Below are 26,616 nucleotides of genomic sequence, written 5' to 3'. Positions count from 1 at the left end.
CAGATTGCCAGCTTCTAGCTCGTAGCTAGAAGCTGGCCCCTGCTGTTAGCCGTCAATCAGCCCTTTCTCTTTTAACACTTGAACAAACAACGCCGGTTCCGGGCGTATTCGGTAATTATCGGTTAAGTGTTGATACACTAGGCGCCCTTGTCCATCGACGATTAACACCGTGGGCATCACCGTATCGCTGTCATAACCCAACGCTTCCAGGCCAGCGGGAGTGCCCCCTGCATCAATAATACCCAAGGCGCGCGCCGCACGATTATCGTCATCGCGAAGGTACTCAAAATCCACATCAAACTGCTTGGCTAAATCCCCAGATTGGCTGTGAGACTGCGGGCTAATCAACGCCACCCGAACCCCCTGGGACTGCAACGACTGGTATTGTTCAGCCACTTCACGAATCTGCGCCATACAAAGCGGGCACCAATTACCCCGGAAGAACAACATCACCAACGGCTGCCCCGCATAGCTCGCCACCGTTACCGGCTTAGCATTCAGATCGCTAAAGGTAACGTCAGGCAGGGGCTCACCTATCACCACATTCGCTTGTCGCACACCGTAACGGCTGTACCAACGAATATAGGCGTGCACACCAAGCAAGTTAATAATAGCCAGGCTGACCATCACCATACTGGCTTGCCCAGCCAGCGCCAGGCTGATCACCGCGAGTGAGCCAAGCAAGGTCGGCCAGAAGACGCCTGGCAGGTTCGCACTGGTGCGGGCAGGCTTGAACAGAAACAGATAACTGAAGAACAACACCGAGGGTACACAGGTGAACAACAACACCGCCCAGGGCCAGCCGCCACCGGTAAATAACTGCCAAAACGCTATGCTGGAGGTACACACCGCCAAGGCAATAAACCCGGAGATAAACAAAGATTTGAGGCTTTTCATCATCATTCCTATTTCGAATCAGATATTAAGATGCGAAATAAACGCCTACGTTACAACCTCACTCGCGCAGGCAGCCAAATAACCCTCATGTGGTACACGTTTCCAATAGGCCGCGCAGTTCCGGAATGCAGGAGCCACAATTGGTGCCTGCCTGGCAGCATTGACCAATGGCCTCCACACAGTCGGCACCCTCCTCCACAGCGCCCTCAATGGTCTTCTGGCGGACCTGAAAACAGCTACAGATAACCGGCCCCAGGTCTGGGCCAGCATCGGCAGGTTGCCCAGCGAGAATGGTCATGTGTTGAATATCGGCGCCCTGCGTAAAACAGTCGGCCAACCAATCCACATCGCACAGCGGCAGGGTTTCGCCAATCGCCAGCCAGGCCAGTAAACGGCCATCCTTGTCCAGCGCGGCACGCCGGTAATGGCCCGTGGCAGGATCGTTGAGCGCCAGCCACTGCGCGGCCTGGGGCAACCAGTCGTGGAGCTGTTGTTCGGTTAGGTCCGCATCGCCGGCCAGCCGATAACGCTGTACTTGGCCCGCCTGCAAAAATGCATCTACAGGAACGCGGGCCCAGTACTCCACAGCGGGTGGAGACGCCGCCGTGAACAACCAGCCATGCCAACGGGGTTGCCAGTCGCTGACATTAACCGGCGTATGCTTGAACGCTGGCTGGCCGGAATGCGGATCTAAACGTGCCGGCACGAGGGCATCCACCCGAGCGCGGCGAGAAAATTGATCGGTCCAGTGCATGGGCATGAACGCGGTACCCGGCCGCTGCCCGGTGTCGCGGGTCACCCGCACGAGGGCATCACCGACACGGCTGGTCAGGCGTACAAAGCCCCCCTCCTGCAGTCGGTAACGCTCAATATCCTTGGGATGCAAGGCCGCAAAGGGCTCGCTAAGGTGGGCAAACAAACGCCCGGCACGGCCGGTGCGCGTCATGGTGTGCCACTGGTCTCGGATCCGCCCGCTATTGAGGATAATCGGGAAGGCATCGCCAATGACGCGCACCGGCGGATTCTCGCAGGCAATGAAACGGGCGCGCTCACTGGCAGTAGAAAAGCGGCCATCGCCATAGCATCGAGGGCCACTATTGAGTGGCCACTGCTGTGGTTGCCACTGAGCATATTGGTCGGCGGTCAGGTCCGCAGCGGCGGTCAGATCCAGCCGTTTGCCAAATTGGCCCGCCAGTGCGGTAAGCGCCGAGAACTCGGCAAAAATTTCGTGCTCATGCTGGTAGGGAAAGGCATCGGCAAACCCCATGCGCTGGGCAACTTGGGTAATAATCCACCAGTCTGCGCGGGCCTGGCCGGGAGCAGTAACAAACGGGCGCTGGCGCGACATGCACCGCTCAGAGTTGGTGACCATGCCGGATTTCTCACCCCAGCCCAGCGCGGGCAAACGAATATCCGCACAGGCCAGGGTGTCACCGCTGGCCACGCAATCGGACACCACCACGGTGTCGCAGGCCATTAGGGCTTGGCGTACTTTATCCGCTTCCGGCAAGGAATCCACCGGGTTGGTAGCCATAATCCATACTGCTTTCACTTTACCGCTGGCCACCGCCTGAAAAAGATCCACTGCGGTGAGGCCATTCTCTTTGGCCAATGCCGGCGCCTGCCAGAAATCGGCCACCGCCGCGTGGTGTGCTGGGTTATCGATATCCAGATGCACCGCCAACTGATTCGCGAGGCCTCCCACTTCCCGGCCGCCCATGGCGTTGGGCTGGCCGGTGATGGAAAAGGGGCTGGCGCCAGGCTTGCCAACCCGGCCAGTGGCCAGATGCGCATTGATGATGGCATTGCCCTGATCCGAGCCGTTGCGGGCCTGATTCACGCCCTGAGAAAAGACGGTTACGGTGCGGTCGCAGGCAGCAAACCAGTGATAGAAGGTGGTCAGATCCACCTTGCTCACGCCCATGTGCGTGGCCAACGATGCCCAGTCATTGCCCTGGCTGCGGGCTGTATCCAGTGTGGACTCAAACCCTTCGGTATGGGCGTCAATGTACGCTTGATCCAATGCATTGTTATCGTCGAGCCAGGTGAGCAAACCATTGAATAAGGGCACGTCCTGCCCGGGACGAATGGCCAGGTGCAGATCAGCCAAGTCACAGGTGGCCGTGCGGCGGGGGTCGATCACCACCACTTTCATTTCCGGGCGCGCCTGTTTCGCCGCAGCAATGCGCTGGTACACAATAGGGTGCGCCCATGCCGTATTGGAACCGGTCAGGATGACCAGGTCCGCAAGCTCCAGGTCCTCGTAGCAACCGGGCACCACGTCTTCACCGAAAGCGCGCTTGTGGGCAACCACCGCACTGCTCATGCACAGCCGGGAATTGGTATCGATATTGGCGCTGCCGATGTAGCCCTTCATCAGCTTGTTGGCCACGTAATAATCTTCGGTCAACAGCTGGCCGGACACATAAAAGGCCACCGCATCGGGGCCGTGTTCGTCCACAATACGCCGGAACCGCCCAGCGACCTCATCCAGTGCCTGATCCCAGGACACCACATCGCCCTCCACTTCTGGATTGAGCAGACGATCCTGGTCTCCCAAGGTTTCCAGCACAGAAGAACCTTTGACACAAAGCCTACCGGCATTGGCCGGGTGCAAGGTATCGCCTTTCAGGGACGTGCCATCGGTGCTGATACCACAACCCACACCACAATACGGGCAGGTGGTACAAATGGGCCGTTCGGTGTTTTTTGCCATATGTTTTCCTGCACGGTTTTCTCCGACATTGCCGGCTGCCACTTCCGCCTTCACGCCGCCACTCCCTCTGCATTATCACCCTTGTCACCGGGGCGCTTGCAGAACGCCTCACCCAGCAACAGGGTTTCGCGCAGGGCGCTAATATCAGTGCTATCACGCCATAACGTTTCGAAAAACGGGGCGTCAGACACATCGCCATACAGAACCATGCCGACCACACGGTTATCGCGAATTTGCAAGCGGCGATAACTGTCAGGCAAGCTCAATTGCAGTGTCTCACCCTGTTCGATTTCATTCCTTTTCTCGCCGAGAAAATCCCCGCAGGACACCAGGTCGATACCGGAAATTTTCAGCCGGGTGGCAGAGTCGGCGTAGAGATAACGACGATGACCCATTTCCGCCAAGTGGCTAGCGCAGACCGAGGCCTGTTCATACAGCGGAGCAACCAAGCCAAAGGTACGTTCACGGTGCTCCACACACTCACCAATAGCGTAGATGGCCGGATCAAAGGTCTGCAGGGTATCGTCAACTCGCACTCCCTGATTTACGGTCAGGCCAGCCTGAGCGGCCAGCTCTGCCCGCGGCACAATGCCCACCGCCTGGACCACATAATCCGCCGGCAAACGCTGGCCATCCGCCAGATGCACTGCGGCCACACGGTCGGAGCTGTAGCTGCTTGAGCCTTTTTTATCCTCTTTTTTTTGAACAGAACAACCTTCAATTGACTGGGTACGCGCGTGCATCACGAACTTGATCCCGCGGGCTTCCAGGTCCTTCTGCAGGCGATGGCCAGCCGCCTCATCCAGCTGCTGGTTGAGCAGGTGCCCGCGGCTGTGTACCAAGGTGACGTCGTGCCCCTGCTTCACCAAAGCGTCTGCCGCTTCCAGCCCTAAAAAACCGCCGCCGACCACCACCACCCGTGCCGCCGAAAGCGATAACAAGCGTCGAACGTCATACAGATCACGAAAACTGACAACGCCTTTCAAACCAACGCCGTCCACCGGTAACTGGCGTGGCCCCGCCCCTGTGGCCAGCAATAGCCGGTCATAATCGAGCACGTGCCCGGCGGCGGTTTCCACCTGGCGGCGGCCGCGGTGAATGGCCACGACGGGGGTGCCGGTGATCAGGCGAATACTCCGCTCCCGATACCACTGGTGAGGATGCGTGGTAATAGTATTTTCATCCGTGCTACCACCCAACAGGGGGGACAACATGACCCGGTTATAGCCGGCAAAGGGCTCATCCCCCACCACCGTGATCTGATACAGATCCGGTGCCAGGCGGGTCAGCTCTTCCAGTAAGCGGCAAGCCGCCATACCGTTACCCACTACAACCAGTCGTTTCATTACTGCATCACCCTCTCGATTCGCTTCAGGCCGAGGTGGCCAGCTCAATCACATCACCGACCACGCGCACCGGATAGACCTTAAGCTTGACGCTGTCGTCTTCGATGCACTGCCCGGTTTCCAAATCGAAGTGCTGCTTATAGAGGGGTGAGGCAACCACCCGTTTGTCACCCAGCGAGCCCAGCAGGCCCCGGCTAATCACGTTGGCATGGCTAAACGGGTCCATGTTGTCTAGCGCATAGAACTTTCCGTCCCTAGTACGAAAGAGTGCCGCCTGCCCCGTGGCCAGGCGTACTCCCACTCCGGTGCCGGGCAACACATCGTCGACGCTGCAGATTGTTTTCCATTCAACCGCTACTGCATTGTTCATGGCTTACGCCTCCTCAACCAGCTCGATACGTTCATGCTCGTAGGCGGGACGTCGCTGGCCACGTTCACGCACGTAGGTCAGGTTGTCATCCGCTTCAGCGGTATCATTGATAAAGTGATTGAAACGTTTCACCGCTTCGGGATTTTCGATGGTGGACTTCCACTCACACTGGTATGTCTCGATCACGTGTTGCATCTGTGCTTCAAGCTCATCGCCCATGCCCAAGGAATCGTTGAGGATCACGTCTTTCAGGTAATCCAACCCGCCTTCTAAGTTTTCCAGCCAGACACTGGTGCGCTGCAAACGATCCGCTGTTTTGATGTAGAACATCAAGAAACGATCAATGGTTTTAATCAGCTGTTCATCGGTGAGATCGGAGGCAAACAGATCCGCATGGCGCGGGCGCATACCCCCGTTACCGCACACATACAGGTTCCAGCCTTTCTCCGTGGCAATTACGCCCACGTCTTTGCTCTGAGCTTCTGCACATTCGCGGGTACAGCCACTCACCGCCATTTTGATCTTGTGCGGGCTACGCAGGCCTTTGTAGCGGTCCTCCACTTGAATAGCGGTGCCCACGGAATCTTTCACCCCATAACGACACCAGGTAGAGCCCACACAGGACTTCACCGTGCGCAGGGATTTACCGTAGGCGTGCCCAGTTTCAAAACCGGCATCGACCAAAATCTTCCAGATTTCCGGCAGCTGCTCCACACGGGCACCGAACAAGTCCACCCGCTGGCCACCCGTAATCTTGGTATAGAGATCGTATTGCTTGGCCACCTCGCCCAGCACAATCAGTTTGTCCGGCGTGATTTCACCGCCGGCCACCCGGGGCACAATGGAATACGTGCCGTCGCGCTGCATGTTGCCAAGGAAGTAATCATTGGTGTCCTGCAGGCCAGCATGGGGTTTGTTGAGCACCCAGTCGTTCCAGCAGGAAGCCAGCACGTTGGCCACGGTCGGTTTACAGATGTCACAACCATCGCCGCTACCATGGGCTTCCAGAAAGGCATCAAAAGTGGTGATCTGGCCGACGCGTACCAGGTGATAGATTTCTTGACGGGAATACGGAAAGTGTTCGCAGAGATGGTTGTTCACTTCCACACCGCGTTTTTCCAGCTCACTATCCAGCACCTGTTTCACCAGCGCGGAGCAACCCCCACAGGTAGCCGATGCCTTGGTGCAAGCTTTCAAGTCACCCACGGTCTGGGCGCCATCGTCGATGGCCGCACACAGGTCGCCCTTGGAGACGTTATTACAGGAACAAATCTGCGCCGAATCGGGCAATGCATCGGCGCCCAGCAGAGGCGCGCCGTCCGACACCGGTGCCACCAGGGCCGCCGGATCACCGGGCAAGTCCATTTCATTCAGGCAAAGTTGCAACAAGTTACCGTAATCGGCAGCATCACCCACCAACACCGCACCCAACAGTTTCTTGCCACACGCGCTGATCACCGCTTTTTTGTAGATACCCGCGGTTTGATCCATAAACACGGTACTGCGGCAGCCCGGCGTGCTGCCGTGAGCATCTCCGATGGATGCCACATCCACGCCCATCAGCTTCAGCTTGGTGCTCATGTCCGCACCGGCAAACTGCTTTTCTGCTTTTCCTATCAGATGTTCTGCGGCCACTTCTGCCATCTGGTAACCCGGCGCCACCAGCCCGAAAATGCGCCCTTCCCATAGCGCCACTTCACCGATCGCATAAATATGCTCGTCGGAAGTGACACATTGGTTATTGACCACAATGCCGCCGCGCTCGCCGATGGCCAGCTCACAAGCCCTGCCCAATTCGTCCTGAGGACGGATCCCGGCGGAGAAAACAATGACATCGGTTTCCAAATACTTGTCGTCACCGAAGTTCATTCGATGAGTGCAGGTTTCACCGTCGACAATATCTTGTGTACCGGTGCTAGTGTGCACGGTGACACCCAGCTCCTGAATCTTGTCTTTCAGCAAGCCGCCGCCAAAATCATCCACTTGCACCGCCATCAGCCGGGGAGCGAATTCCACCACATGCGTTTCAAGCCCCAAGTCATGAAGCGCCTTAGCCGCTTCTAAACCCAGCAACCCTCCACCGACCACGGCGCCCACCTTGCCGTTCTTGCTGGCAGCAATCATGGCATCCAGGTCATCAATGGTGCGGTACACAAAGCAGTTGTCGCGGTCGTTGCCGGGAATCGGCGGGATGAAAGGATAGGAGCCGGTGGCCAGCACGACCTTGTCGTAAGGCAGGGTTTCACCCGTATTGGTGGTGACCGTTTTGCCCGCGCGATCAATCGCGTTGACCTTGGTGTTAAGTTTCAGCGTGATGCCGTGCTCTTCGAAAAACCCTTCCGGCACTAGCGACAGGTCGTCGGCGGTCTTGCCGGAAAAATAACTGGTCAGCCCTACTCGGTCATAGGCCGGCAGCGGCTCGGCACACAGTACCGTAATATCAAAGTGCTCTCGGCCACCCAGGGCTACCAGAGACTCTAGATAACGTTGTCCGACCATCCCGTGGCCGATCAGAAGAAGTTGTTGCTTTGCCATAAGGCTCACCCTCGCGGTGCGTAACTGACACCACCACTACAGCAAGCCTTATGCCAACTAACTAACCCATTGAAATAAATAAGGTTATTTCCTTTTTTATCAAGTAATAACAAAAGCCCTGCTTTCTTTTAATGCGCCGGTGCACGAGAAAAAGGCACTTTCTTGTGCACCGTATTGACCCAAAAACGCTCCCCTTTTGCGCACATATTTTCTAATCGCCTCTCTCTACCAAGAAATACTCTATTAAAAACATGAACTTAATCACATGGCACAGGAGTTGCTCAGGCTCTCTTATCGTTAATCGCCCATGCATGGAGATTTCATGAGCGCTCAAAACCTGAATCTATTGAACCTGTCCCAGCCTCGTATACGGTTACTGCACCTAAGCTGGGTTGCCTTCTTTATTACCTTTGTGGTGTGGTTTTCCCACGCCCCATTAATGGGGCACCTTCGCGAGGCTTTCGACTTGAGCGCGGAACAGGTCAAAGCATTGTTGATCCTTAACGTGGCATTGACCATCCCGGCCCGGGTGGTTATTGGCTCCCTGGTCGATCGCTTCGGGCCACGCCGGGTGTTTGGTCTGCTGCTGATACTGGCGGCCTTCCCCTGCTGGGCATTCGCCCTATCCACTACCTTTGAACAACTGGCCGTTACACGTTTGCTTATGGGCTTTGTTGGCGCTGGCTTTGTGGTCGGCATTCGCCTGATTAGTGAATGGTTTCCTGCCCGGGAAGTCGGCCTAGCAGAAGGCGTTTATGGCGGCTGGGGTAACTTTGGTTCTGCAGCAGCAGCGATTACTTTACCAACCATCGCCATGCTTTTTGGGGGCGAAAACGGCTGGCGCTGGGCCGTTGCCAGCACCGGTGCGGTAGCAATGCTATACGGTATCTTTTTCCTGTGGTTCGCCCGCAATACTCCCGCTGGCTCCTCCTACTTCAAACCCAAGAAAGCCAGCGCTCTTGAAGTCAGCACGCGAAAAGATCTGTTCTTTTATCTCTTGATGAGCCTGCCACTTTATATTGCCCTGCTGGTTATTGTCTGGCGCCTTGGGCCAACCAATCTTGATCTGTTCGGGGGGACTACCCAAATTCTACTGGCGGCGTTGATTATCAGCCTTGCGATTGTGCAGTTAGGCCAAGCCTGGCGCGTGAATCGCGACCACTTGAAAGAAGGCGTTGCCGAGCACGATCGCTACAGTTTCAAACAAGTGGCCATTCTCGACCTGTCTTACATGGTGACATTTGGCTCTGAACTAGCGGTGGTTTCCATGCTGCCGCTTTTCTTCAGTGATACGTTCAGCTTGTCTGCGGTTACCGCTGGCCTGCTGGCATCCGGTTATGCGTTCATGAATCTGGTTGCACGGCCCGGCGGCGGCTGGGTATCGGACAAATTCGGCCGCAAAAAGTCTTTGGCCATCCTGTTGTGCGGGTTGATGGTAGGTTATGGCCTGATGAGCCAGATCTCCGGCACCTGGCCCATCGCCCTAGCCGTTATTGCCACCATGTGCTGTTCCTTCTTCGTTCAAGCTGGCGAAGGCGCGGTCTTCGCCACCGTACCGTTAATTAAACGTCGCCTCACCGGCCAAATTGCCGGCATGGTAGGCGCCTATGGCAATGCGGGTGCGGTGATTTTCCTTACCGTGCTGACCTTCGTGGAACCGTCTACTTTCTTTCTGGTCATTGCCGCCAGTGCCGCCGTTGCCTTGGCCGCCGTACAATTCCTAGATGAACCCAAAGGTCACATTGCAGAAATTGATGAAAAAGGCGAAGTGCAGCTCATCAAAGTGAGTTGATGACACCCTTTGAGTCCGGGCACGCGGGAACTCCTGTTTGCTCGGACCACCGCTCACAACACGCTATCGGTATAGGAGCACAAGAATGGAAGTGTCCACCGGCCCCGCTGGCAACGCCGACACCATGGTCGAACCCGAGTTGCACCCCCGCGTACGGATCGGGCAATTCAGTGACAGCGGCCCCAAGCTGCACAACCAAGATGCCTTGGCTATGCAGGTACCGGAAGGGTCACTGCTGCGCACCAAAGGCATTGTCGCAGCCCTGGCAGACGGCCTATCCAGTGCCGGTGCCGCTCGAGAGGCAGCAGAGTCCTGCGTGCTGGGTTTTATCAATGATTACTACGCCACTCCATCGTTATGGAGCGTACCGCGCTCTGCGCAACGTGTACTGGAAGCCCTGAACCGTTGGTTATGTCGCCAGACACTGGCTGGCGACAGCCATCTCTGTACACTTTCTTTGCTGATTTTACGCTCGCGCACCGCGCACATTTTTCAGGTTGGCGATTCCCGCGTATGGCGCATGCGTCACAACAGGCTAGAATGCCTGACTCGCGATCACAGCCGCCGAATCGGCGCAAACCGGCAAGTGCTCACCCGCGCCATGGGAGGAGATACTCGTCTGGACGTGGACTACAGCAGTGTAGATTTACAGGTGGGCGATATTTATCTCTTGTCCAGCGATGGTTTACACGGTTTCTTGGCCCGTTCACGGATGCAAAACATTTTGCGCGAAACCAACCAACCAGAACTTGCTGCCAAAACGTTGGTGCAAGCTGCGTTGGCTAACGGCAGCGACGATAACGTAAGCTGTCAGGTAATACATGTTGACGGGCTACCGGACGCCAGCGCCGATGAAGCGCTGAAACAACGTGGTAGCCTGCCACTCCCCCCTCCGCTTTCCCCCGGCATTAAAATTGACGGCTTTACAGTAAAGCGTGAGCTTTACGCCAGCGTACGCAGCCACCTTTATCTGGTGGAAGATAAGAAAGGCAACGCCTCGGTACTGAAAACACCATCGATCAATCTGGAAGATGATCGTGATGCACTGGAACGCTTCGTCATGGAAGGCTGGGTGGGTAACCGGCTACGCAACCCGCATTTATTACACGCCTTGCCGCTACCCGAAAATACGTCCTGCCTTTACCAACACCTGGAATTTATCGACGGTGTGACACTGCAACAGTGGCTCAGGGAACACCCGGACGCACCGGTTGAAGAAAAACTATATTTAGCAGATCAACTGCTCAACGGGGTGCGTGCCCTACACCGTGCCGATGTGATTCATGGTGACCTGAAGCCAGATAACATTATGGTAGACACTACTGGATTGGTGCGCATTGTGGACTTTGGTAGCTGCCATTGTCGTGGAATGGAACAAACTGCCGCCAGTATTCCTTTAGGCACCCTGCATTACAGCGCGCCAGAACTGGCAGAAGGCGAAGCTCCAAGCGAGCAAAGCGATCTATTCTCCATCGCGGTGATCATTCATGAAATGCTGACGGGCACCCTGCCTTGGCAAGGTCGCTATGAAAAAGCCTCACACCTGCCCCTTCCTCCATTGCAAAGCCATAACGCGTTTATCCCGCTATGGATCAACAACGTGCTAGAACTTGCGCTACAACGGCAGCCTAAGCTCCGCTTTACCGATGCAGCAGAATTTCGCGATGCTCTGCGCCGCCCCGTTCGTAGCAATAAACCTGTGGCAGACACTAACACCCAGCAATTAAGAATGTGGAAAGGCGCCGTAATCGTACTGGCTGTGCTGTTGCTGATCAGCGTAACACTACGCTGATCAGTCAAGAGTGGGGTGTAATCAGATTTGGCTACGGGGCTCACCCGATAATGTTTACACGAGAGGTCAGCGGTTAATCTGCCAAGCTACCCAGAGCGAACGTTTTACCGTTGCTGCGTACTTGCAGGATATCGCCCTGTTGCTCGGCCCAATCGACCAACTGATAAAACGCTGAACGCCCAATCAATGCCGTCAGATTGTCACGCACACACAGGTAAGGGGAAGGCTCACCGGTCTCGCTATCGGTGTTAACCCAGAGGGGATGGTCGTCTCCGGCAACCACATGGCTGCCCACATTGGTGGTAAACACTAATTTTGTGGTGCCACCTTCTTCTACTTGCTGCACTTGCGTCGCAACAAACGGCGCATCATCGACCTGAATACGTAACTTTTCCACCGGGGTAATCAGAAAATAATCGTCTTTTTCGCGCAACATAATAGTTGAAAAAAGCGCCACCATTCTGGGCCGCTCAATGGGTGAATCTTGATAAAACCAAGTGCCGTCCCGGGCGATACGCATGTCGATGTCCGCATGACGTTCCGGGTTCCATTGATGCACCGGCGGCAGGCCGGTTTCATCATCGGCCGCTTTTTCCAGTAACGTAAGCAGCGCCTCGGCTTGTTTCATCGCGGACCTCGCTGCCCTTTGTTCCCCATACGAATACCAATTTCAATAAGGAAGTCGAGAAAATCATCCTTGTCATCAATCAGTTTTTGATAAAACGGTGATTCCATCAATGCCGCCGCACCATGGGCCAGCGCCCAAGCAGAGCAAATGTGATAGATGGCCGGCACCTCTTCCAGCGACCCTTCTTCCATTCTCGCCTTCACAATCTCGGTGAGCCGAGCAAAGTTGGCTTTGCGGATGCTGTGTAGTTTCTCCACCAACTCCGGCAGCGCGTGGTCCTTGATCACCTTGTTTTCCAACCGATCAAACAACTGGTATCGCTTAGGATCAGATATCCGGAAACGAAAATACTCCCGGGCTAACGTTTCCTTATTATCGACATCGGAAATCTTTTGAAAGACCCCTGCCAAGTCTTCTTCGTAGCGCAGCATCAGCAACAGGTAAATTTCGTTCTTGGTTTCAAAATGCTTGTAGATGGTTCCTTTGCCGATACCTACCCGGTCCGCAATCATTTCCACGGTTACTCGGTCTTCGCCTTCTTCCAGAAAAAGGGCCAGAGCGGCATCGAGAATTTCACGTTCTCGCTGACGAAATTCCTGTGCTTTACGCGTGGCTTTTTCCAGATCACCCATCTTTTTCTCCTTGCGTCCACCTCCGTAGCGGACTGAACAGTCGCAATTCTAACGTATTCCCTTTTGCGCGCCTATCCGCTAAGCCCACTGCAACCTCTCAAAACACAAGGTGGCTATGCTGTTCATGGAAACCCAACGCCGGTTAGCATAGCGTCATGGTGTACATCACCGCTCCCCTACCCACCTTCCCCCAACACATGGAGGCAACATGGCCCATACAGACCGCTCTCCACTGGACATTGCAACACAATTCCCCCAGCAGGACGGCTTGCTCTACTTGAACCACGCGGCTGTAGCGCCCTGGCCTCTGCGCACTCAAGCGGCGGTGAGCGAGTTTGCACGGCAGAACGTACACATTGGCGCCCGGGATTATCCACTCTGGCTAAAAGTAGAGCAGCAGTTGCGTGAGCGTTTGGCCTGGCTAGTGGGAGGCGTCCATATCGACGAAATCGGCCTGCTGAAGAACACTTCCGAGGGGCTATCTGTTATCGCCCAAGGTCTTGAATGGCACACCGGTGACCAAATCATCATCAGCGATCAAGAATTTCCGTCCAACCGCATTCCCTGGCAGGCCCTAGCCAACCAAGGCGTAGACGTGATTGAAGTGAATCTGGAGGGCGACAACCCGGAACAGAATGTCATTGACGCCATGGGGCCGCGTACCCGCCTGGTGTCACTGTCGGCGGTCCAGTATGGCTCAGGCCTGCTGATGGACATGGCCCCCATCGGCGCCGCCTGCCGAGCACAAGGGACATTATTCTGTGTGGACGCCATCCAGATACTCGGCGCATTGCCGTTTTCTGCAGAGCGGGTACAAGCCGATTTCGTGGTAGCCGATGGCCACAAGTGGATGCTTGGCCCGGAAGGGCTCGCCCTATTCTACTGTCGCCAGGCAGTCCAGGACCAACTGACCCTGCGCCAGCACGGCTGGCATATGGTGACTGATCCGGGCAATTACACCCGCAAGGACTGGCAACCCGCCATCACCGCCAAACGCTTTGAATGCGGCAGCCCAAACATGCTTGGCGCCCATGCCCTGAATGCCTCCCTTTCGTTACTTCAAGACACCGGGATGGATGTGGTAGCTAACGCGCTGCAGCAACGGGTACAGCGACTGATTGATGGATTACATAGTAAAGGGGCCACATTGCTCAGCCCCACTGCCAGGGAACGCCGGGCTGGCATTGTGACCTTCCGCTTGCCACACGAAGCCCCCAACGAGACCTTTCAACGCCTGAAAAATGGCGGAGTCGTTTGTGCTGAGCGGGGTGGCGGCGTTCGCTTATCACCACACTTCTACACGACCAATTCGGTCATCGACCAAGCTCTGGACCTGCTGTAAGCTCCTGAAACTCGTACGTGCCTCGTTATGGATACCGGAGCCTCACACATGAACCGACAGCTGGCCTTTTATCAATGGATCTGCCGCCGCTTGCAGCGTGATGAACAGTTCAGTGGCCAGCCCAGTGCTGATTTGGGAAGCCTGCGCACGGTACTGAGGTCTTGTGATGTGCTACTTGTTGCCGGTCATAGCACCGTAGACCGAACTTTCAAGGTGATTGGCGATAGTCGCTATGCTCGCGCAGTGCTCTACATTGGGCGGCTGCACGATGTGGCGGACCCTGCCCTGCGTGCGCTGTTAGCGGATTACACTCCCTGCGAACCGGATACCCAATTGGTCATTGACGCCCGCCTAGAAAGAGGGCTGATCGTGGAACCCTTGTCATCACTAGAAGGCCGCCATATTCGCGTATGCCGGGCTCAGGGCCTGAGCGACAATGAAGCTCAGGATGTCCTGCGCTACGCCATCAGCCGTATTGGCGTCGGCAGCACCCAATCCTGGGGGGCGCTAGCCATGATGGCTCTGCTGCCTTGGCGCTTGCTGCCCCTGCGTTGGCGTGCCAGGCTGTTCCGCCGCTGGGCCGGTGAACTGGTCAAAGCCCTCAGCGGTACCGTGGTGGCAGATGCTTTCAGCTTTGTGCAGTTCCCGGTAATGCCGTTGGTAAAGGAAAGCGAGCCCACTGCCCGCTTGCTCAGGCTGCAACCTCGCGCCATTACCGCTGCAGACTTCGACCACTCCCCCTATTTTGAGATTATCAAGGCGCCTTTCCAGATAAATGCTATCCCCAAAGGGATTGATGCTCTTCCTTGGAAAGGCAATCAGGGCGCGCTGGCGCCAGAGCGCCAACGCCACCTGACACTAGTGGAGCCGACGAACGGAAACCACGGTTAACAGCGCCAGTAACCACCAGGACAGACTCCCGCCACCACCACCACTGCCACCAGCACTTCCTCCGGCACTTCCACCGCTGGACGCTTTACGCGCCTGCGCCGGTTGAGTACTAGCGGTGTTATCGTTCGCCGGATAGTCGCCATTATCGGTCCACACCCGCACCCACAGGTTCTCGTTACCCTGACCTTCTAGTAGTAATTGCTGAGAGGCCTTTTCGCCAGGAGCCATATCACCTAGAGCACATTGCACCGAGTTCGTGCCGAAACAATTCTCCGGCAATTGCGCCGTACTCCACCCGGAGGGAAGAGCAAAACTCACACGCACCCGCGCGGCTGTTTGGTGAGTCGCCACATTGGTCACCTGGGCATTAACACGCACCAGGTCATCACTGCCACGCTGAGTGGTCAGGCTAAGCACCACATCCGGCTCATCGCTGAAAACCAATTTCAGGTTTTCGCCCAAGCTAGAGAAGTAGTCATGAGAAGTACTACTAATCGGATCAATACGGATGTCGTCTGACCAGCGATTACTGGCGCTGAGGGTAATACTGTAAGTGGCACTTTCTTGCCCCAAAGCCAGATCAGTATTACCGAGACAGTCGGTATAGCCGATATTAGCGACACAGTTCAGCCCAGGGACACGCACTGTCAGTCCATTTTTGTGTGCAATTCGCAGGCCCACATTACCGGCTCGTGTTTGCTGGCTGGTGTTAGCGATGCGAGTATGCAGCGTGGTAGATGCACCCGGATTAGTGTAGGTGTCAACGGCTTCACCGGTGAGCTCAAGGTCAACAAGACTTCCCAAAGTGGTTTGCTCAAGCCAATCCAAGTAGCGATCCACTCGGGTATATACCGCTGGAATGCCGGCGGTGGCGCACCGTTCGTGGCCGTAGCTAGTAATCCCAACCAGCCATTGTTGCCCAAGCTCACCATAAACTAGCGGTCCACCACTATCCCCACGACAGGTGTCCTGTGCGACATTCAAGGGATTCATTTCACCCGCGCAGATTTGATTACCGGTTAGGTTCCCCCACTGGTTGGCGCAAGTACTGTTTGGCACATAATCCACACTAGCTTCACGCAGGGAGTTGGAAAGGCCATTGCCGCTGGGAGAGGTGGAACCCCAACCCGTTATCTGCAGCGCTTCGTCATGACTTCCGCGTGCCAGCGCAGAAACCGTCTGGGGTTTAGCCAAATTAAGCGGGGTGGCCTGACTGTCAGAAGACAACCGTAGCAATGCCAAATCATTGTGAAAGGTAACCGCACGATAGTTCGGATGGACTCGCACCGCTGAAACAGACAAACGCTCAGGAGGGTTTGCCTCTGTTCGATCTAGGCTTCCCAGCGCCACAAACAATTGACTGGGTTGCAAGGTGGTGCCGCTGGGAGTTACCACACAGTGTGCGGCCGTCAACACCCAGCCCGGAGCAACCAACGTTCCACCACACAGCGTGGCAGCATAGGCGGAGTTTCCAGATAGGCTAACTTCCACTTCGGCCATCCACGGCCGGACTGTTACTACATCCTGTCCCCCGATAATACGAGGTTGAGCGTCAAGCGCCGATACCGCTTGTGCCAAACCCATTACCAATAGTAGGGCGAACATCAAACGACACATAGAACCACCTTTAGTTAGATTGAGTTACAAGACTCATACTAACTAAGGCGTTTTCATTACCTGTGACGCAGTTCTAATATTATTAAACTAGCACTATGGCACTAGATAACTATTATTTTTGATTATCAAAGTCGTCACTTTACCCTATATTTTGTCGTCTTAAGCGACACACCCTATCAGACATAAAATAATTGAAATGCACTTATTTTATGTGCAATACCTTTTATATTGAGCAGAAATATCGTACTTTCCGTGCATTCTGACGGACTGATGAGCCTTTTTTCTTATGATTCCCCTTGCTGTTCATCAGCGGGGGCGGGTAACGCTCTACGCGCTTTTGCCCCCAGCTCTTTGAGTTGTTGCGCCTGGCGATATAGGTTGCCACGGCCACTACTGAGACGCTTAAAAGTGGTATCCCACGCAGATTGTGCCTTACCGATTTTGTCACCGAGATCATCCATGGAATCGCCAATCAGCGACACCTGATCACAAATTTTCCCGGCACGATCAGCGATATCTAACGCATTCTGGTTTTGGTACTCATAACGCCAAATATTCTGGATCGTGCGCAACGTTACCAATAACGTAGTTGGACTAACCAATACTATGTTGCGAGAAAAGGCGTCAGAATAAAGGCGATGATCTTGCTCCATGGCCACCATGAACGCTCCCTCAATGGGAATAAAAAGCAGCACAAAATCCAGGCTCCGAATACCTTCCAGACCGCTGTAATCCTTCGCATCTAAGCCTTTAATATGACTGCGTAGGGAGGCCAGATGGTCGCGTAATGCCTGTTCGCGCTCCTCCGCCGTAGAGGCAGAAGAAAGCCGCTCATAGGCCACCAACGATACTTTCGCGTCGATCACCACATCCTTATTTTCCGGCAGGTGCACAATAGCATCCGGCAGCCGTCGCTGGCCGCTCTCATCCTTCAACGTAACCTGGGTTTCGTATTCACGGCCCCGGGTCAGGCCGGAAGACTCTAGCACTCGCTCCAAAATCATCTCACCCCAATTACCCTGGGTCTTGGACTGGCCTTTTAAGGCGTCGGTGAGATTGCGCGCATCTTCATGCATCTGCTGATTAAGGCTTTTCAAATGGCCCAACTGTTCGATCAGGGATGCCTGAGCACGGGTTTCGTCGCTGTGAATTTGATCCACCCGACGGCGAAAATCCGCCAGCTGCTCACGGAACGGTTTGAGCATGCCATCAAGGCCCTGCTGGTGTTGCTCCTGTAATTGCTTGCCGCGCTGCTCCAGTACTTTCCCGGACAGGTTCTCAAACTCCTGCTTCAGCTGATTTCGGCTTTGCTCGGAGAAGGCCAACTTTTCCTGCTGCCCAGCCAGCCGTTCTTCCAGCCGGGCCTTATCGGCTCCCAACTGCTGTAGCTGTGCGTCCGTGTGCTGCTGCCGTTGTTGCTGTTCTTGTAGCTGCTGCTTGAGCAGCGGTACCTGGGCCAGCGGCTCGCTCAGAGCATTTTTCTCGGCCAGCAATACGGCTTCACGCGCAGCCGCTCGGCGCCGCTCCAGCAACGCCACAAGCAACGCTGCCACTACACCACCACCTAGCGCTGCCAGCGCCAGCATTGCATACAGGTTCATGCTTGTGCCTTGTTGAACAGAGAAAAGAAGTTATTCGTGGTGGCCGCCGCCAGAGCATCCACACTGATCCCCTGCAGTGCTGCCACACATTCAGCCACCTGAACCACATAGCGCGGCTCATTGGGCTTGCCACGAAAAGGAACTGGAGCGAGCCAGGGGGAATCGGTTTCGATCAATAAACGCTCCAGAGGTAACTGCCTCACGGTCTCCCGCAGGGCCTGCGCATTGCGAAACGTGACAATCCCAGAAATGGAAATGTAGAAACCCAGCTCTATGGCCTGTCGGGCCATGTCCAGGTCTTCAGTGAAGCAGTGGAGCACGCCGCGAACTTCCCCCCTACCGTGCTCGCGCAACAGCGCCAAGGTATCCTCCTTGGCGCCGCGCGTGTGCACAACCAAAGGCAGGCCGGTTTCACGAGCAGCCTGAATATGGGCAATAAAATAGCGCTGCTGCCACTCTCGCTCTTCCTTTGCATAGAAGTAATCCAGCCCGGTTTCGCCAATAGCGACAACCTTGGGGTGGGCCCCACGCTCAATCAGCTCCTCTACAACGGGCTCACGGGATTCCTTGTAAAGTGGATGCACCCCGACGCTGGCAAAAACATTGTCATATTGTTCAGCCAGCGCCTGCACTTGCGGAAAGGTTTCTAGATCCACACCGATGCACAGCATGTGGCTGATCCTAGCCTGCGCGGTGGCCGCCATCATCGCCGCGAAGTCGCCATCATGGGCGTCAAGATTCAGACGATCTAAATGACAATGGGAATCCACAAAAGAGGTAGCAATCACAACAAGCTCCAACGTTAAAAACGCAGGCATTGTAGCGTAGGGAGCGCCCAGCACACACCACGCGGCACACACAGCACCGGCTAAAATGATCGCATCTGAAATACAGAAGGCCGCGTCCTAAAAAAGAGGCGGCCTTCTTATTTGACAGCCAGAACCCAACACGCTTGCGTTGTTGCACGCAGCGCAATACGAGTCAGCCTCTCACATGGTATACGTAGGACGATCCGATTCCAGTGAACCGGCCAGATGATTCTCGATGGTAACGCGGGCGGTATCGTCCTGATCGGAGAATTGCACACCGATCCCCGCACTACGGTTCCCTTGAGCCCCTTTGGGGGTGATCCACACGACCTTGCCAGCCACTGGAATCTTATCGGCTTCATCCATAATGTTCAGTAGCAGGAAGATCTCTTCCCCTAACGTGTATTGCTTTTCAGTGGGAATAAACAAACCGCCGTTGGTAATGAACGGCATGTAAGCCGAATACAGCACCGCTTTATCTTTGATGGAAAGCGACAGAATGCCATTGCGACCTACCGGCATCTTCATGAACCAACCCCTTACGAAATTATTATTAATCTATAATCAAGGTTAGTGCGCCGCCGCCGCAGCGTCAACGCCCACCAACACCAACAACCACTGCTCGTAGAGCAGCTCCTTATTGGGGTTGGCTCCAGACAACAAGGCGCGGCGACCTTCCAGCACACGCTGGGCGGCCCGTAACAGACGAGCCGGAGGCACAGCCTTATTAAGGCGCTCTAGCAGCGGCGCCAGCAAGGCATCGGAGCTCTGCTGACCAGAAAAACGTTGATTCAAACTCCGCGATAGCCATCCGTAAATCACACTAGCCATTTCCGTGGGGTCATGCTTGGCCAGCACCGGGGAGGCCTGCGCTACCGATTGGCGCCCTTCTGCCACCCTGACTAGGGTATCCAGCAAACGGGTCCGATCGGCGAACCACTCCGCTTGCTCAAGAGCCAGTGCCCGCAAAGGCGCCCCCTGAGCGGCATCCAGTAACGAGGCCGCGCTTTCTCCCACTTGCGACTGCAGCCACTGTAACGCATGTTCCTTTACCGGTAAGGGCAAGATACGTTGCTGACAACGGCTACGAATGGTTGGCAACAGCAGGGTTGGTTGGTCGCTAACCAGCAACAATAGGGTTTGTGTTCCAGGCTCTTCGAGGGTTTTCAGCAACGCATTCTGGGCGTTGCGGTTAAGGGCTTCAGCGGGGGAAATAATCGCCACACGATAACCACTGTATTGCGCAGTACGGGTGGCAAATGCTACCAACTTGCGCACCTGGTCAATCTTGATGGTTTTGCTTTTTTCTTCCGGGCTAAGTCGATACAAATCTGGATGGGTGCCTGCCGTGCTGAGCTGGCAACCTTGGCAATGACCACAGGGCAAGCCAGCGGAGGGTTTTTCACATAATAAAGTTTGCGCCAAAGACTCCGCCAGCCGCAATTTACCAATGCCTTTCGGACCGCTTAGCAACAGGGCATGGGGCAGCCGCCCCCGGGCGTGTTGATCAAGCAGCTGCGCCATAGCATCGCTGTGCCAAGGGCAAGGGACCTGAACTTTTGCACCGGTTACGGCCATGCCTGCATCTCCTCAACAATCCGGGCTAGTTGTTGCTGTACTGATTCCAGCGGCTGGCTAGCGTCTACCGTGCGAAACCGATTGGGCTCCTGGGCTGCCCGAGCCAGGTAACACTGGCGGATGCGATCAAAAAAAGCTCGATCCTCCTGTTCAATGCGGTCCAGTGCGGCACGCTTGCCCGCGCGCGCCATGCCCACCTCCACCGGCACATCGAACAGTATAGTCATGTCTGGACGGGTATCTCGAATAACGAGGGCCTCCAGTGCAGCAATGGCGGCGCTATCTAGTCCCCGCCCTGCTCCCTGGTAAGCCCAGGTGGCATCCAAAAATCGATCACACAAGACCCATTCGCCGCGCGCTAGTGCCGGACGAATCTTCTGCTCCAAATGCTGCGCCCGTGCAGCAAAGACCAGCAGTAATTCGGTATCGTCAGCCATGACTTCGTTACTGGGTGCCAGCAGCACTTCGCGAATCGATTCAGCCAGGGCTGTGCCTCCGGGCTCTCGGCTTACCATCACCGTCTTACCCTCGGCCCGAAGCGCCTCTGCCAACCAAACGAGGTTGCTACTCTTACCTGCACCCTCTCCGCCTTCTAGGGTAATAAAGCGACCGCTCATTGCCCTCCTCCCGGCGAAGACCGGTATCCTTCCCGGCGTCGTAATTGGTATTCGCGCACCGCTCTTCGATGTTCCGCCAGGGTCTTGGAAAAATAGTGGCTGCCATCACCGCGAGCGACAAAATACAGCGACTCGGTTGTCGCCGGCTTTACTGCCGCCAAAATCGCTTCATGACCGGGCATGGCAATAGGGGTGGGCGGCAGGCCATCAATCACATAGGTATTGTAAGGTGTCGCACGACGCAGGTCCGAGCGGCGAATATTTCCGTTATAGGCTTCACCCATGCCGTAAATCACGGTGGGGTCAGTTTGCAAGCGCATACCCTTATTCAAACGGTTGGTAAAAACGCCTGCAATTTCAGATCGCTCTTCTGGGACACCGGTTTCCCGTTCAACGATGGAGGCCATAATCAGCGCTTCATATGGTGTTTGCAAAGGCAAATCCTTGGCCCGTTGCTGCCAAGCGGCGTCCAGAATACGCTCCTGCCGCTCCAGTGCCCGGGCCAGGATAGTCAGGTCTGATGTGCCACGGGTATAAAAATAGGTTTCCGGTGCAAACCAGCCTTCGGGATGTAAATCAGGGCGACCGAGTTTCGCCATGACTTGTTCGTCAGTCAGCCCTTTCAGTCGATGTTCCAGGGTTTCCAGGGCAGCCAACCGGGCTCGCAATTCTCGGAAATTCCAGCCTTCGACTAACGTCAGACTACGTTGCAGTACATCGCCCCGATCCATTTTTTCCAACAACGACAATAACGAATCACCGGGTTTGAGTTGATACTCGCCCATGTGCATGCGCCCATCCATGCCGGTGAAAGCAGAATAAATTCGCGCACCCACTCGACGGCACCGGGCGTCAACCCCCTCACCTAGAATACCGTCACGTTTGAGGTTGTAGAGCACACGGCTCAGCCCCGCCCCTTTAGTCACCTCCACGGTAAATGTTTCAGAAATCGGTAACGGGCGATGTAGATAACTACTGACCCAGGCCCCCGCCACAGGAACAGCGACTATCAGTAGGACAACCAACAGTCCAAAAATACGGATTTTTTTACGCATAGTGGGGTTATTAGCCCTTCAGTGAGCCGGCCAAAAAGGTTTCTGTCGACTGTTGCAGTTCCCGGACCGATGCCAACACCGGCCAATGCCATTGCGCCAGTTTACGCACCGCGAGCACGCCGACAACACTGTTACACAAAAACAGGCCTTCGGCAGTACGCAGCTGTGACAGTGGCCGCAGATCGCAGACCACTTTTTCACCGCCATGGCGCAGCGTATCACGCAAGTGGCCTTGCATAACGCCCTCCACACCGGCACCCGCTGCAGCCAAATCAGGCATCCACCAGTGATCGGCGAAGCGGGCAAAGAGATTCATGGACGTAGCCTCCAAGGGCTGACGACGGGTGCTGAGTAGCAATCCTTCGTCCCACCCTTGCTGTGCCACTTCACGGCGGGCCATTACCTGTGCAAGGCGGTTAAGGTGTTTGTAGCCCGCCAACGGATCAGGGTACAAAGGAGTCTGGCACAATCCCAGCGCTAACCCTTCACGGCGTTGTCGCTCAGACCACTCTGGCAAAGTGCTCGTCTGCCACAGAACCGTAGGCTGCGCCGATTGCGGTGGCAAATAGCCCCTGCCACCCACGCCACGGGTAACCGTGAGTTTGACTACCCCCGGCTCGCCACCTAGCGCCGCAACGCCAGCATCCAGTGCTGCCTGCAATGTAGACTCGGAGGGTTGTGCGATGCCCAGCGTTTGTAGCCCACCATACAAGCGGGCGCGATGGCGAGCCCACAATGGCGACTTGCCGGAGGCGGTCACTCGCACGGTTTCAAACACACCATCTCCGTAAGCGAGGCCGCGATCACGGGGGTCTAGTGGCATTACACCTTCTTGAACAGCAAGGTGCCGTTAGTACCACCAAAACCAAAGGAATTGGACAGCGCGTAGTTGATGGTGCGTTCCTGAGCCTGATTTGCCACGAAGTTCAGGTCACACCCTTCATCCGGGTTATCCAGATTGATGGTAGGCGGAGCCACCGAATCACGCATGGCCAAAATGGAGAAAATCGCTTCCACGGCCCCCGCCGCACCCAGCAAATGCCCGACCATGGACTTGGTGGAGCTCACCGCCAATTTGTAGGCATGATCACCAAACAGGGTTTTCACCGCCATCGCTTCGGCCACATCACCCATTTGCGTGGAGGTGCCGTGGGCATTGATGTAATCCACCTGATCCGGCTCAACCCCGGCATTGCGCAGGGCGTTGCGCATGGCACGCATGGCTCCGTCGCCGCCCGCTGCCGGAGAAGTGATGTGGTATGCATCATCACTCATGCCAAAACCTACCAGCTCCGCATAGATGGTGGCACCACGGGCCTTGGCGTGCTCGTACTCTTCTAGCACAACCGCACCAGCGCCATCAGCCAGCACAAAGCCATCGCGATCTTTGTCCCAGGGGCGACTAGCTGCTTGTGGGTCATCGTTACGAGTAGATAATGCACGTGCAGCGGCAAAACCACCTACTCCCAATGGTGAAGATCCTTTCTCTGCCCCGCCAGCAACCATCACATCCGCCTGCCCCAGAATAATCTGCTGGGCGGCAAACCCTATATTGTGGGTGCCTGTGGTGCACGCTGTTACCGTGGCAAAGTTCGGCCCTTTCATCCCGTACATGATCGCCAGATTACCTGCGATCATATTAATAATGGTGCCGGGCACAAAGAAGGGCGACAGCTTACGCGGACCGGAATCGAGCAGTTTACGATGGTTTTCTTCGATATAGGTGAGGCCTCCAATGCCCGAGCCAATAGCGGCACCAACGCGTTCGGCGTCTTCCTTTTCCATGTCCAAGCCCGCATCACGCACAGCCTGAATAGCCGCCACCAAACCGTACTGAACAAAAATGTCCATCTTGCGGGCATCTTTGGGGGACAAGTATTCGGAAATATCAAAGTCAGGCACCAGGCCAGCAAAACGGGTAGCAAAGCGCTCCGTATCAAAGTGCTCGATATTGCGAATGCCACTTTTACCCGCCTTGATGCCTTCCCAAGTAGAAGCCACATCGACTCCAAGCGGCGTGAGCATTCCCAACCCTGTAATAACGACTCGACGTGACGTCACCCAATACCTCCCAAATCCATGTTTTTTGGCGCCATTTAAAGGCCTTAATGCAACAAGACTACTACAACCGGCCCATTAACTGGCTGCCGTAATGTAAGAAAACGTCACTTGTTACGGCAAATATTCTGGCCACAAAAAAGCCGCAAGCTCATTGAACCTGCGGCTTTTTTGTTATTCGATCAACCGAAATCAGCTGTGTGCTTTAATATAATCCACAGCGGACTGGACGGTGCTGATTTTCTCAGCTTCTTCATCCGGAATTTCGGTTTCAAATTCTTCTTCCAGGGCCATCACTAGCTCAACGGTATCCAGGGAGTCTGCACCCAGATCTTCAACGAAGGACGCTTCTGATTTTACGTCTTCCGGCTTAACACCCAGTTGCTCAACGATGATTTTGTTTACGCGTTCTTCGATGCTGCTCATGATCGTATTACTCTCCTGATTAATGGTGTGCTAGCACCTGTCAGCGGCTATTCTAGGTGAACGCTGTTTGCGGTTGCAAGCCGACTAGACCGATGCCTTTCCTTGAAGTTTTTCCAAATATTTTCTTCTGCAAAAACAGTCAATTAGACAGCCTTCCCAGAAACCCTCGGGTGCCCACTTTTTGAGCTACCCGGTAAACATGCCCCCATTGACGTGCAAAGTGGTTCCCGTGACATAACCACCGCCCTCACTGGCCAGCCAAGCAACCGCACTGGCAATCTCCGCCGGCTGCCCCAAGCGCCCCAAGGGAATTCCCTGCAGTAGGGCCTCTTTCTGGGCTTCTGGCAGCGCCTCTGTCATGTCCGTTTGAATAAAGCCCGGAGCAACAGAGTTCACCGTAATGTTACGTGAGCCAAGCTCGCGGGCCAATGCCCTTGAGAAACCTTCTACGCCGCCTTTAGCGGCCGCGTAATTGGCTTGCCCTGCGTTACCCATGGTGCCGACCACCGAGCTGATATTGATAATCCGGCCCCAACGCGCTTTCGTCATGCCTTTCAAGCATGCCTTGCTAACACGATAAAGGGAATTGAGATTAGTATTGATCACATCATCCCATTCATCTTCCTTCATCCGAAGCATGATGTTATCGCGGGTAATACCCGCGTTATTCACCAACACCAAAGGAGCACCAAACTCTTCGTTGATGCTCTTGAGGGTGGCGTCCACCGACGTCTTGTCTGCCACATCAAGCCTCTTGCCGGCACCGTTTTCGCCCAACGCATCGCCAATGGCGGCAGCCCCTTTGTCAGTAGTAGCCGTGCCAACCACAAAAAAACCATTCGCAATCAGTTGTTCGGCAATCGCCCGGCCGATGCCCCGGCTAGCGCCGGTTACCAGTGCCACTTTCTTGTCTGACATGCTTATTCTCCTTGCAGAGCAGCCGTGAAAGCTGCCTCTGTTTCCAGCGGACGAGCGGCCAATTCCCGGTCAATGCGTTTCACCAAACCACACAAAACCTTGCCCGGGCCACACTCATAAAGATGACCAACACCCTGCTCTTGCAGTGCCTGAATGGTTTCCACCCAGCGCACCGGTGAATAAAGTTGGCGAATCAACGCATCACGAATTTTCTCCGGATCCGTTTCCATGGCCACATCCACATTATTGATCACCGGCATTTCCGCCGCGTGAAAACGGGTATCACTCAAGGTATCGGCAAGCTGTGCAGCGGCAGGTTTCATCAACGCACAATGGGACGGCACACTGACCGGAAGCGCCATGGCACGTTTCGCACCAGCCTCTTTACAGGCTGCAATAGCCCGCTCAACCGCATCCGCTGAACCGGCAATAACCACCTGTCCTGGCGCATTAAAATTGACAGCCTCAACAACGCCGCCCTGAGCTGCCTGCTCACAAGCGCTGCGAACCTGATCATCATCCAACCCGAGAATGGCAGCCATGCTGCCTTCACCCTGGCCAACGGCCTGCTGCATCAACTGGCCACGAGTACGCACCAGCCGCACGGCATCACCCAGATTAATGACTCCGGCGCAACTCAGCGCCGTGTACTCACCCAGGCTATGCCCTGCCAACACATTCGGCCGTGGGCCACCGCTCTGTTCCCACAAACGCCACAGGGCAACGCCTGCGGTCAGCAGTAAAGGCTGAGTGATTTCTGTCTGATTGAGCGCTTCTTTTGGCCCTTCTTGGGCTAACGCCCAGAGGTCCTGATCCAGCGCACCAGAGGCTTCCTGAAAGGTTTGCTTCACCGCCGGACGTTCGGCGAACTCACTGAGCATCCCCAGGCCCTGAGACCCTTGGCCAGGAAAAATAAAGGCTGTCTTGGACATGCAACATCCCCTTGAAAATAGGCAGGCCGCAGTATGCCGGCTTTCGCTTTCGCTGTCCGGTCAG

At 55.5% G+C, this 26,616-nt stretch carries 23 protein-coding genes; 4 read left to right on the top strand and 19 right to left on the bottom strand.

Translation table 11 applies throughout. The features are described 5' to 3' along the window. Positions 1-45: 45 nt before the first annotated feature. From ABO_RS05630 to nirB, 5 genes are all read right to left on the bottom strand, one after another. A complete protein-coding gene (locus tag ABO_RS05630; protein ID WP_035458408.1) occupies positions 46-897 on the bottom strand; it encodes a peroxiredoxin family protein in 852 nt (283 codons plus the stop codon). A gap of 85 nt (positions 898-982) precedes the next feature. Continuing rightward, positions 983-3,613 carry a nitrate reductase gene (locus ABO_RS05625; RefSeq protein ID WP_041705316.1) on the bottom strand — a complete coding sequence of 877 codons (2,631 nt, stop codon included), beginning with the start codon at positions 3,611-3,613 and terminating at the stop codon, positions 983-985. Between the two features lie 50 nt (positions 3,614-3,663). Beyond that, positions 3,664-4,959 (bottom strand): NAD(P)/FAD-dependent oxidoreductase, encoded by a 1,296-nt coding sequence (locus tag ABO_RS05620; protein WP_011588371.1) that lies wholly within the window; start codon positions 4,957-4,959, stop codon positions 3,664-3,666. 25 nt (positions 4,960-4,984) lie between these two features. Continuing rightward, a complete protein-coding gene (gene nirD, locus ABO_RS05615) occupies positions 4,985-5,329 on the bottom strand; it encodes a nitrite reductase small subunit NirD (RefSeq protein ID WP_011588370.1) in 345 nt (114 codons plus the stop codon). Positions 5,330-5,332: 3 nt separating this feature from the next. Next, complete coding sequence (nirB, locus tag ABO_RS05610) at positions 5,333-7,864, bottom strand: nitrite reductase large subunit NirB (RefSeq protein WP_011588369.1); 2,532 nt, start codon at positions 7,862-7,864, stop codon at positions 5,333-5,335. Positions 7,865-8,186: 322 nt separating this feature from the next. Between nirB and ABO_RS05605 the strand changes: the two genes are divergently transcribed. Beyond that, positions 8,187-9,656, top strand: coding sequence for a NarK family nitrate/nitrite MFS transporter (locus ABO_RS05605; protein ID WP_035458410.1), 1,470 nt, complete (start codon positions 8,187-8,189; stop codon positions 9,654-9,656). An 85-nt stretch (positions 9,657-9,741) separates the two neighbouring features. Next, positions 9,742-11,448: a bifunctional protein-serine/threonine kinase/phosphatase gene (locus ABO_RS05600; RefSeq protein WP_011588367.1), complete on the top strand. Its 1,707-nt coding sequence runs from the start codon at positions 9,742-9,744 to the stop codon at positions 11,446-11,448. A gap of 73 nt (positions 11,449-11,521) precedes the next feature. On the opposite strand, the gene ABO_RS05595 is transcribed toward ABO_RS05600, so the two are convergent. Together ABO_RS05595 and ABO_RS05590 are read right to left on the bottom strand one after the other, a co-directional pair. Continuing rightward, positions 11,522-12,076: a DUF1285 domain-containing protein gene (locus tag ABO_RS05595; protein WP_011588366.1), complete on the bottom strand. Its 555-nt coding sequence runs from the start codon at positions 12,074-12,076 to the stop codon at positions 11,522-11,524. Further along, a complete protein-coding gene (locus ABO_RS05590) occupies positions 12,073-12,708 on the bottom strand; it encodes a TetR/AcrR family transcriptional regulator (RefSeq protein WP_011588365.1) in 636 nt (211 codons plus the stop codon). Before ABO_RS05590 ends, ABO_RS05595 begins: the two co-directional genes overlap by 4 nt. 208 nt (positions 12,709-12,916) lie before the next feature. Between ABO_RS05590 and ABO_RS05585 the strand changes: the two genes are divergently transcribed. Continuing rightward, positions 12,917-14,050, top strand: a complete 1,134-nt coding sequence (locus ABO_RS05585) for an aminotransferase class V-fold PLP-dependent enzyme (protein WP_011588364.1) — start codon at positions 12,917-12,919, stop codon at positions 14,048-14,050. Between the two features lie 48 nt (positions 14,051-14,098). After that, positions 14,099-14,941 carry a hypothetical protein gene (locus ABO_RS05580; RefSeq protein ID WP_041704923.1) on the top strand — a complete coding sequence of 281 codons (843 nt, stop codon included), beginning with the start codon at positions 14,099-14,101 and terminating at the stop codon, positions 14,939-14,941. Here ABO_RS05580 and ABO_RS05575 read toward each other — a convergent pair. The 12 genes from ABO_RS05575 to fabD all read right to left on the bottom strand — a co-directional run bounded on the left by ABO_RS05575 (position 14,909) and on the right by fabD (position 26,552). Then, the gene (locus ABO_RS05575) at positions 14,909-16,558 is read right to left on the bottom strand and encodes a S1 family serine peptidase (protein ID WP_011588362.1); all 1,650 of its coding nucleotides are present in this window, start codon (positions 16,556-16,558) and stop codon (positions 14,909-14,911) included. The genes ABO_RS05580 and ABO_RS05575 overlap by 33 nt on opposite strands. A 284-nt stretch (positions 16,559-16,842) precedes the next feature. After that, on the bottom strand, positions 16,843-18,159 hold the full coding sequence (locus ABO_RS05570; protein WP_011588361.1) for a DNA recombination protein RmuC: 1,317 nt from the start codon (positions 18,157-18,159) through the stop codon (positions 16,843-16,845). Beyond that, the gene (locus ABO_RS05565) at positions 18,156-18,977 is read right to left on the bottom strand and encodes a TatD family hydrolase (RefSeq protein WP_011588360.1); all 822 of its coding nucleotides are present in this window, start codon (positions 18,975-18,977) and stop codon (positions 18,156-18,158) included. The genes ABO_RS05570 and ABO_RS05565 overlap by 4 nt, the downstream gene beginning before the upstream one ends. Before the next feature lie 171 nt (positions 18,978-19,148). Further along, positions 19,149-19,496: a PilZ domain-containing protein gene (locus ABO_RS05560; RefSeq protein WP_011588359.1), complete on the bottom strand. Its 348-nt coding sequence runs from the start codon at positions 19,494-19,496 to the stop codon at positions 19,149-19,151. Positions 19,497-19,538: 42 nt separating this feature from the next. Then, complete coding sequence (locus ABO_RS05555) at positions 19,539-20,546, bottom strand: DNA polymerase III subunit delta' (RefSeq protein WP_011588358.1); 1,008 nt, start codon at positions 20,544-20,546, stop codon at positions 19,539-19,541. Further along, on the bottom strand, positions 20,537-21,163 hold the full coding sequence (tmk, locus tag ABO_RS05550; RefSeq protein ID WP_011588357.1) for a dTMP kinase: 627 nt from the start codon (positions 21,161-21,163) through the stop codon (positions 20,537-20,539). The genes ABO_RS05555 and tmk overlap by 10 nt, the downstream gene beginning before the upstream one ends. Further along, on the bottom strand, positions 21,160-22,218 hold the full coding sequence (gene mltG, locus ABO_RS05545) for an endolytic transglycosylase MltG (RefSeq protein WP_011588356.1): 1,059 nt from the start codon (positions 22,216-22,218) through the stop codon (positions 21,160-21,162). The genes tmk and mltG overlap by 4 nt, the downstream gene beginning before the upstream one ends. Positions 22,219-22,228: 10 nt before the next feature. Continuing rightward, positions 22,229-23,041, bottom strand: a complete 813-nt coding sequence (gene pabC / locus ABO_RS05540; RefSeq protein ID WP_011588355.1) for an aminodeoxychorismate lyase — start codon at positions 23,039-23,041, stop codon at positions 22,229-22,231. Then, positions 23,041-24,279 carry a beta-ketoacyl-ACP synthase II gene (gene fabF, locus ABO_RS05535; protein ID WP_035458431.1) on the bottom strand — a complete coding sequence of 413 codons (1,239 nt, stop codon included), beginning with the start codon at positions 24,277-24,279 and terminating at the stop codon, positions 23,041-23,043. The genes pabC and fabF overlap by 1 nt, the downstream gene beginning before the upstream one ends. Before the next feature lie 189 nt (positions 24,280-24,468). Beyond that, positions 24,469-24,702: an acyl carrier protein gene (acpP, locus tag ABO_RS05530; RefSeq protein WP_007149764.1), complete on the bottom strand. Its 234-nt coding sequence runs from the start codon at positions 24,700-24,702 to the stop codon at positions 24,469-24,471. 186 nt (positions 24,703-24,888) lie between these two features. Further along, positions 24,889-25,620 (bottom strand): 3-oxoacyl-ACP reductase FabG, encoded by a 732-nt coding sequence (gene fabG, locus ABO_RS05525; protein WP_011588353.1) that lies wholly within the window; start codon positions 25,618-25,620, stop codon positions 24,889-24,891. A gap of 2 nt (positions 25,621-25,622) precedes the next feature. Further along, positions 25,623-26,552, bottom strand: coding sequence for an ACP S-malonyltransferase (gene fabD, locus ABO_RS05520; RefSeq protein ID WP_011588352.1), 930 nt, complete (start codon positions 26,550-26,552; stop codon positions 25,623-25,625). Positions 26,553-26,616 lie beyond the last annotated feature (64 nt).

This window comes from Alcanivorax borkumensis SK2, assembly GCF_000009365.1.
GTDB lineage: Bacteria > Pseudomonadota > Gammaproteobacteria > Pseudomonadales > Alcanivoracaceae > Alcanivorax > Alcanivorax borkumensis.
The sequence above is the reverse complement of the archived record's forward strand: the minus strand, read 5'-3'. Positions and strand labels throughout refer to the sequence as shown.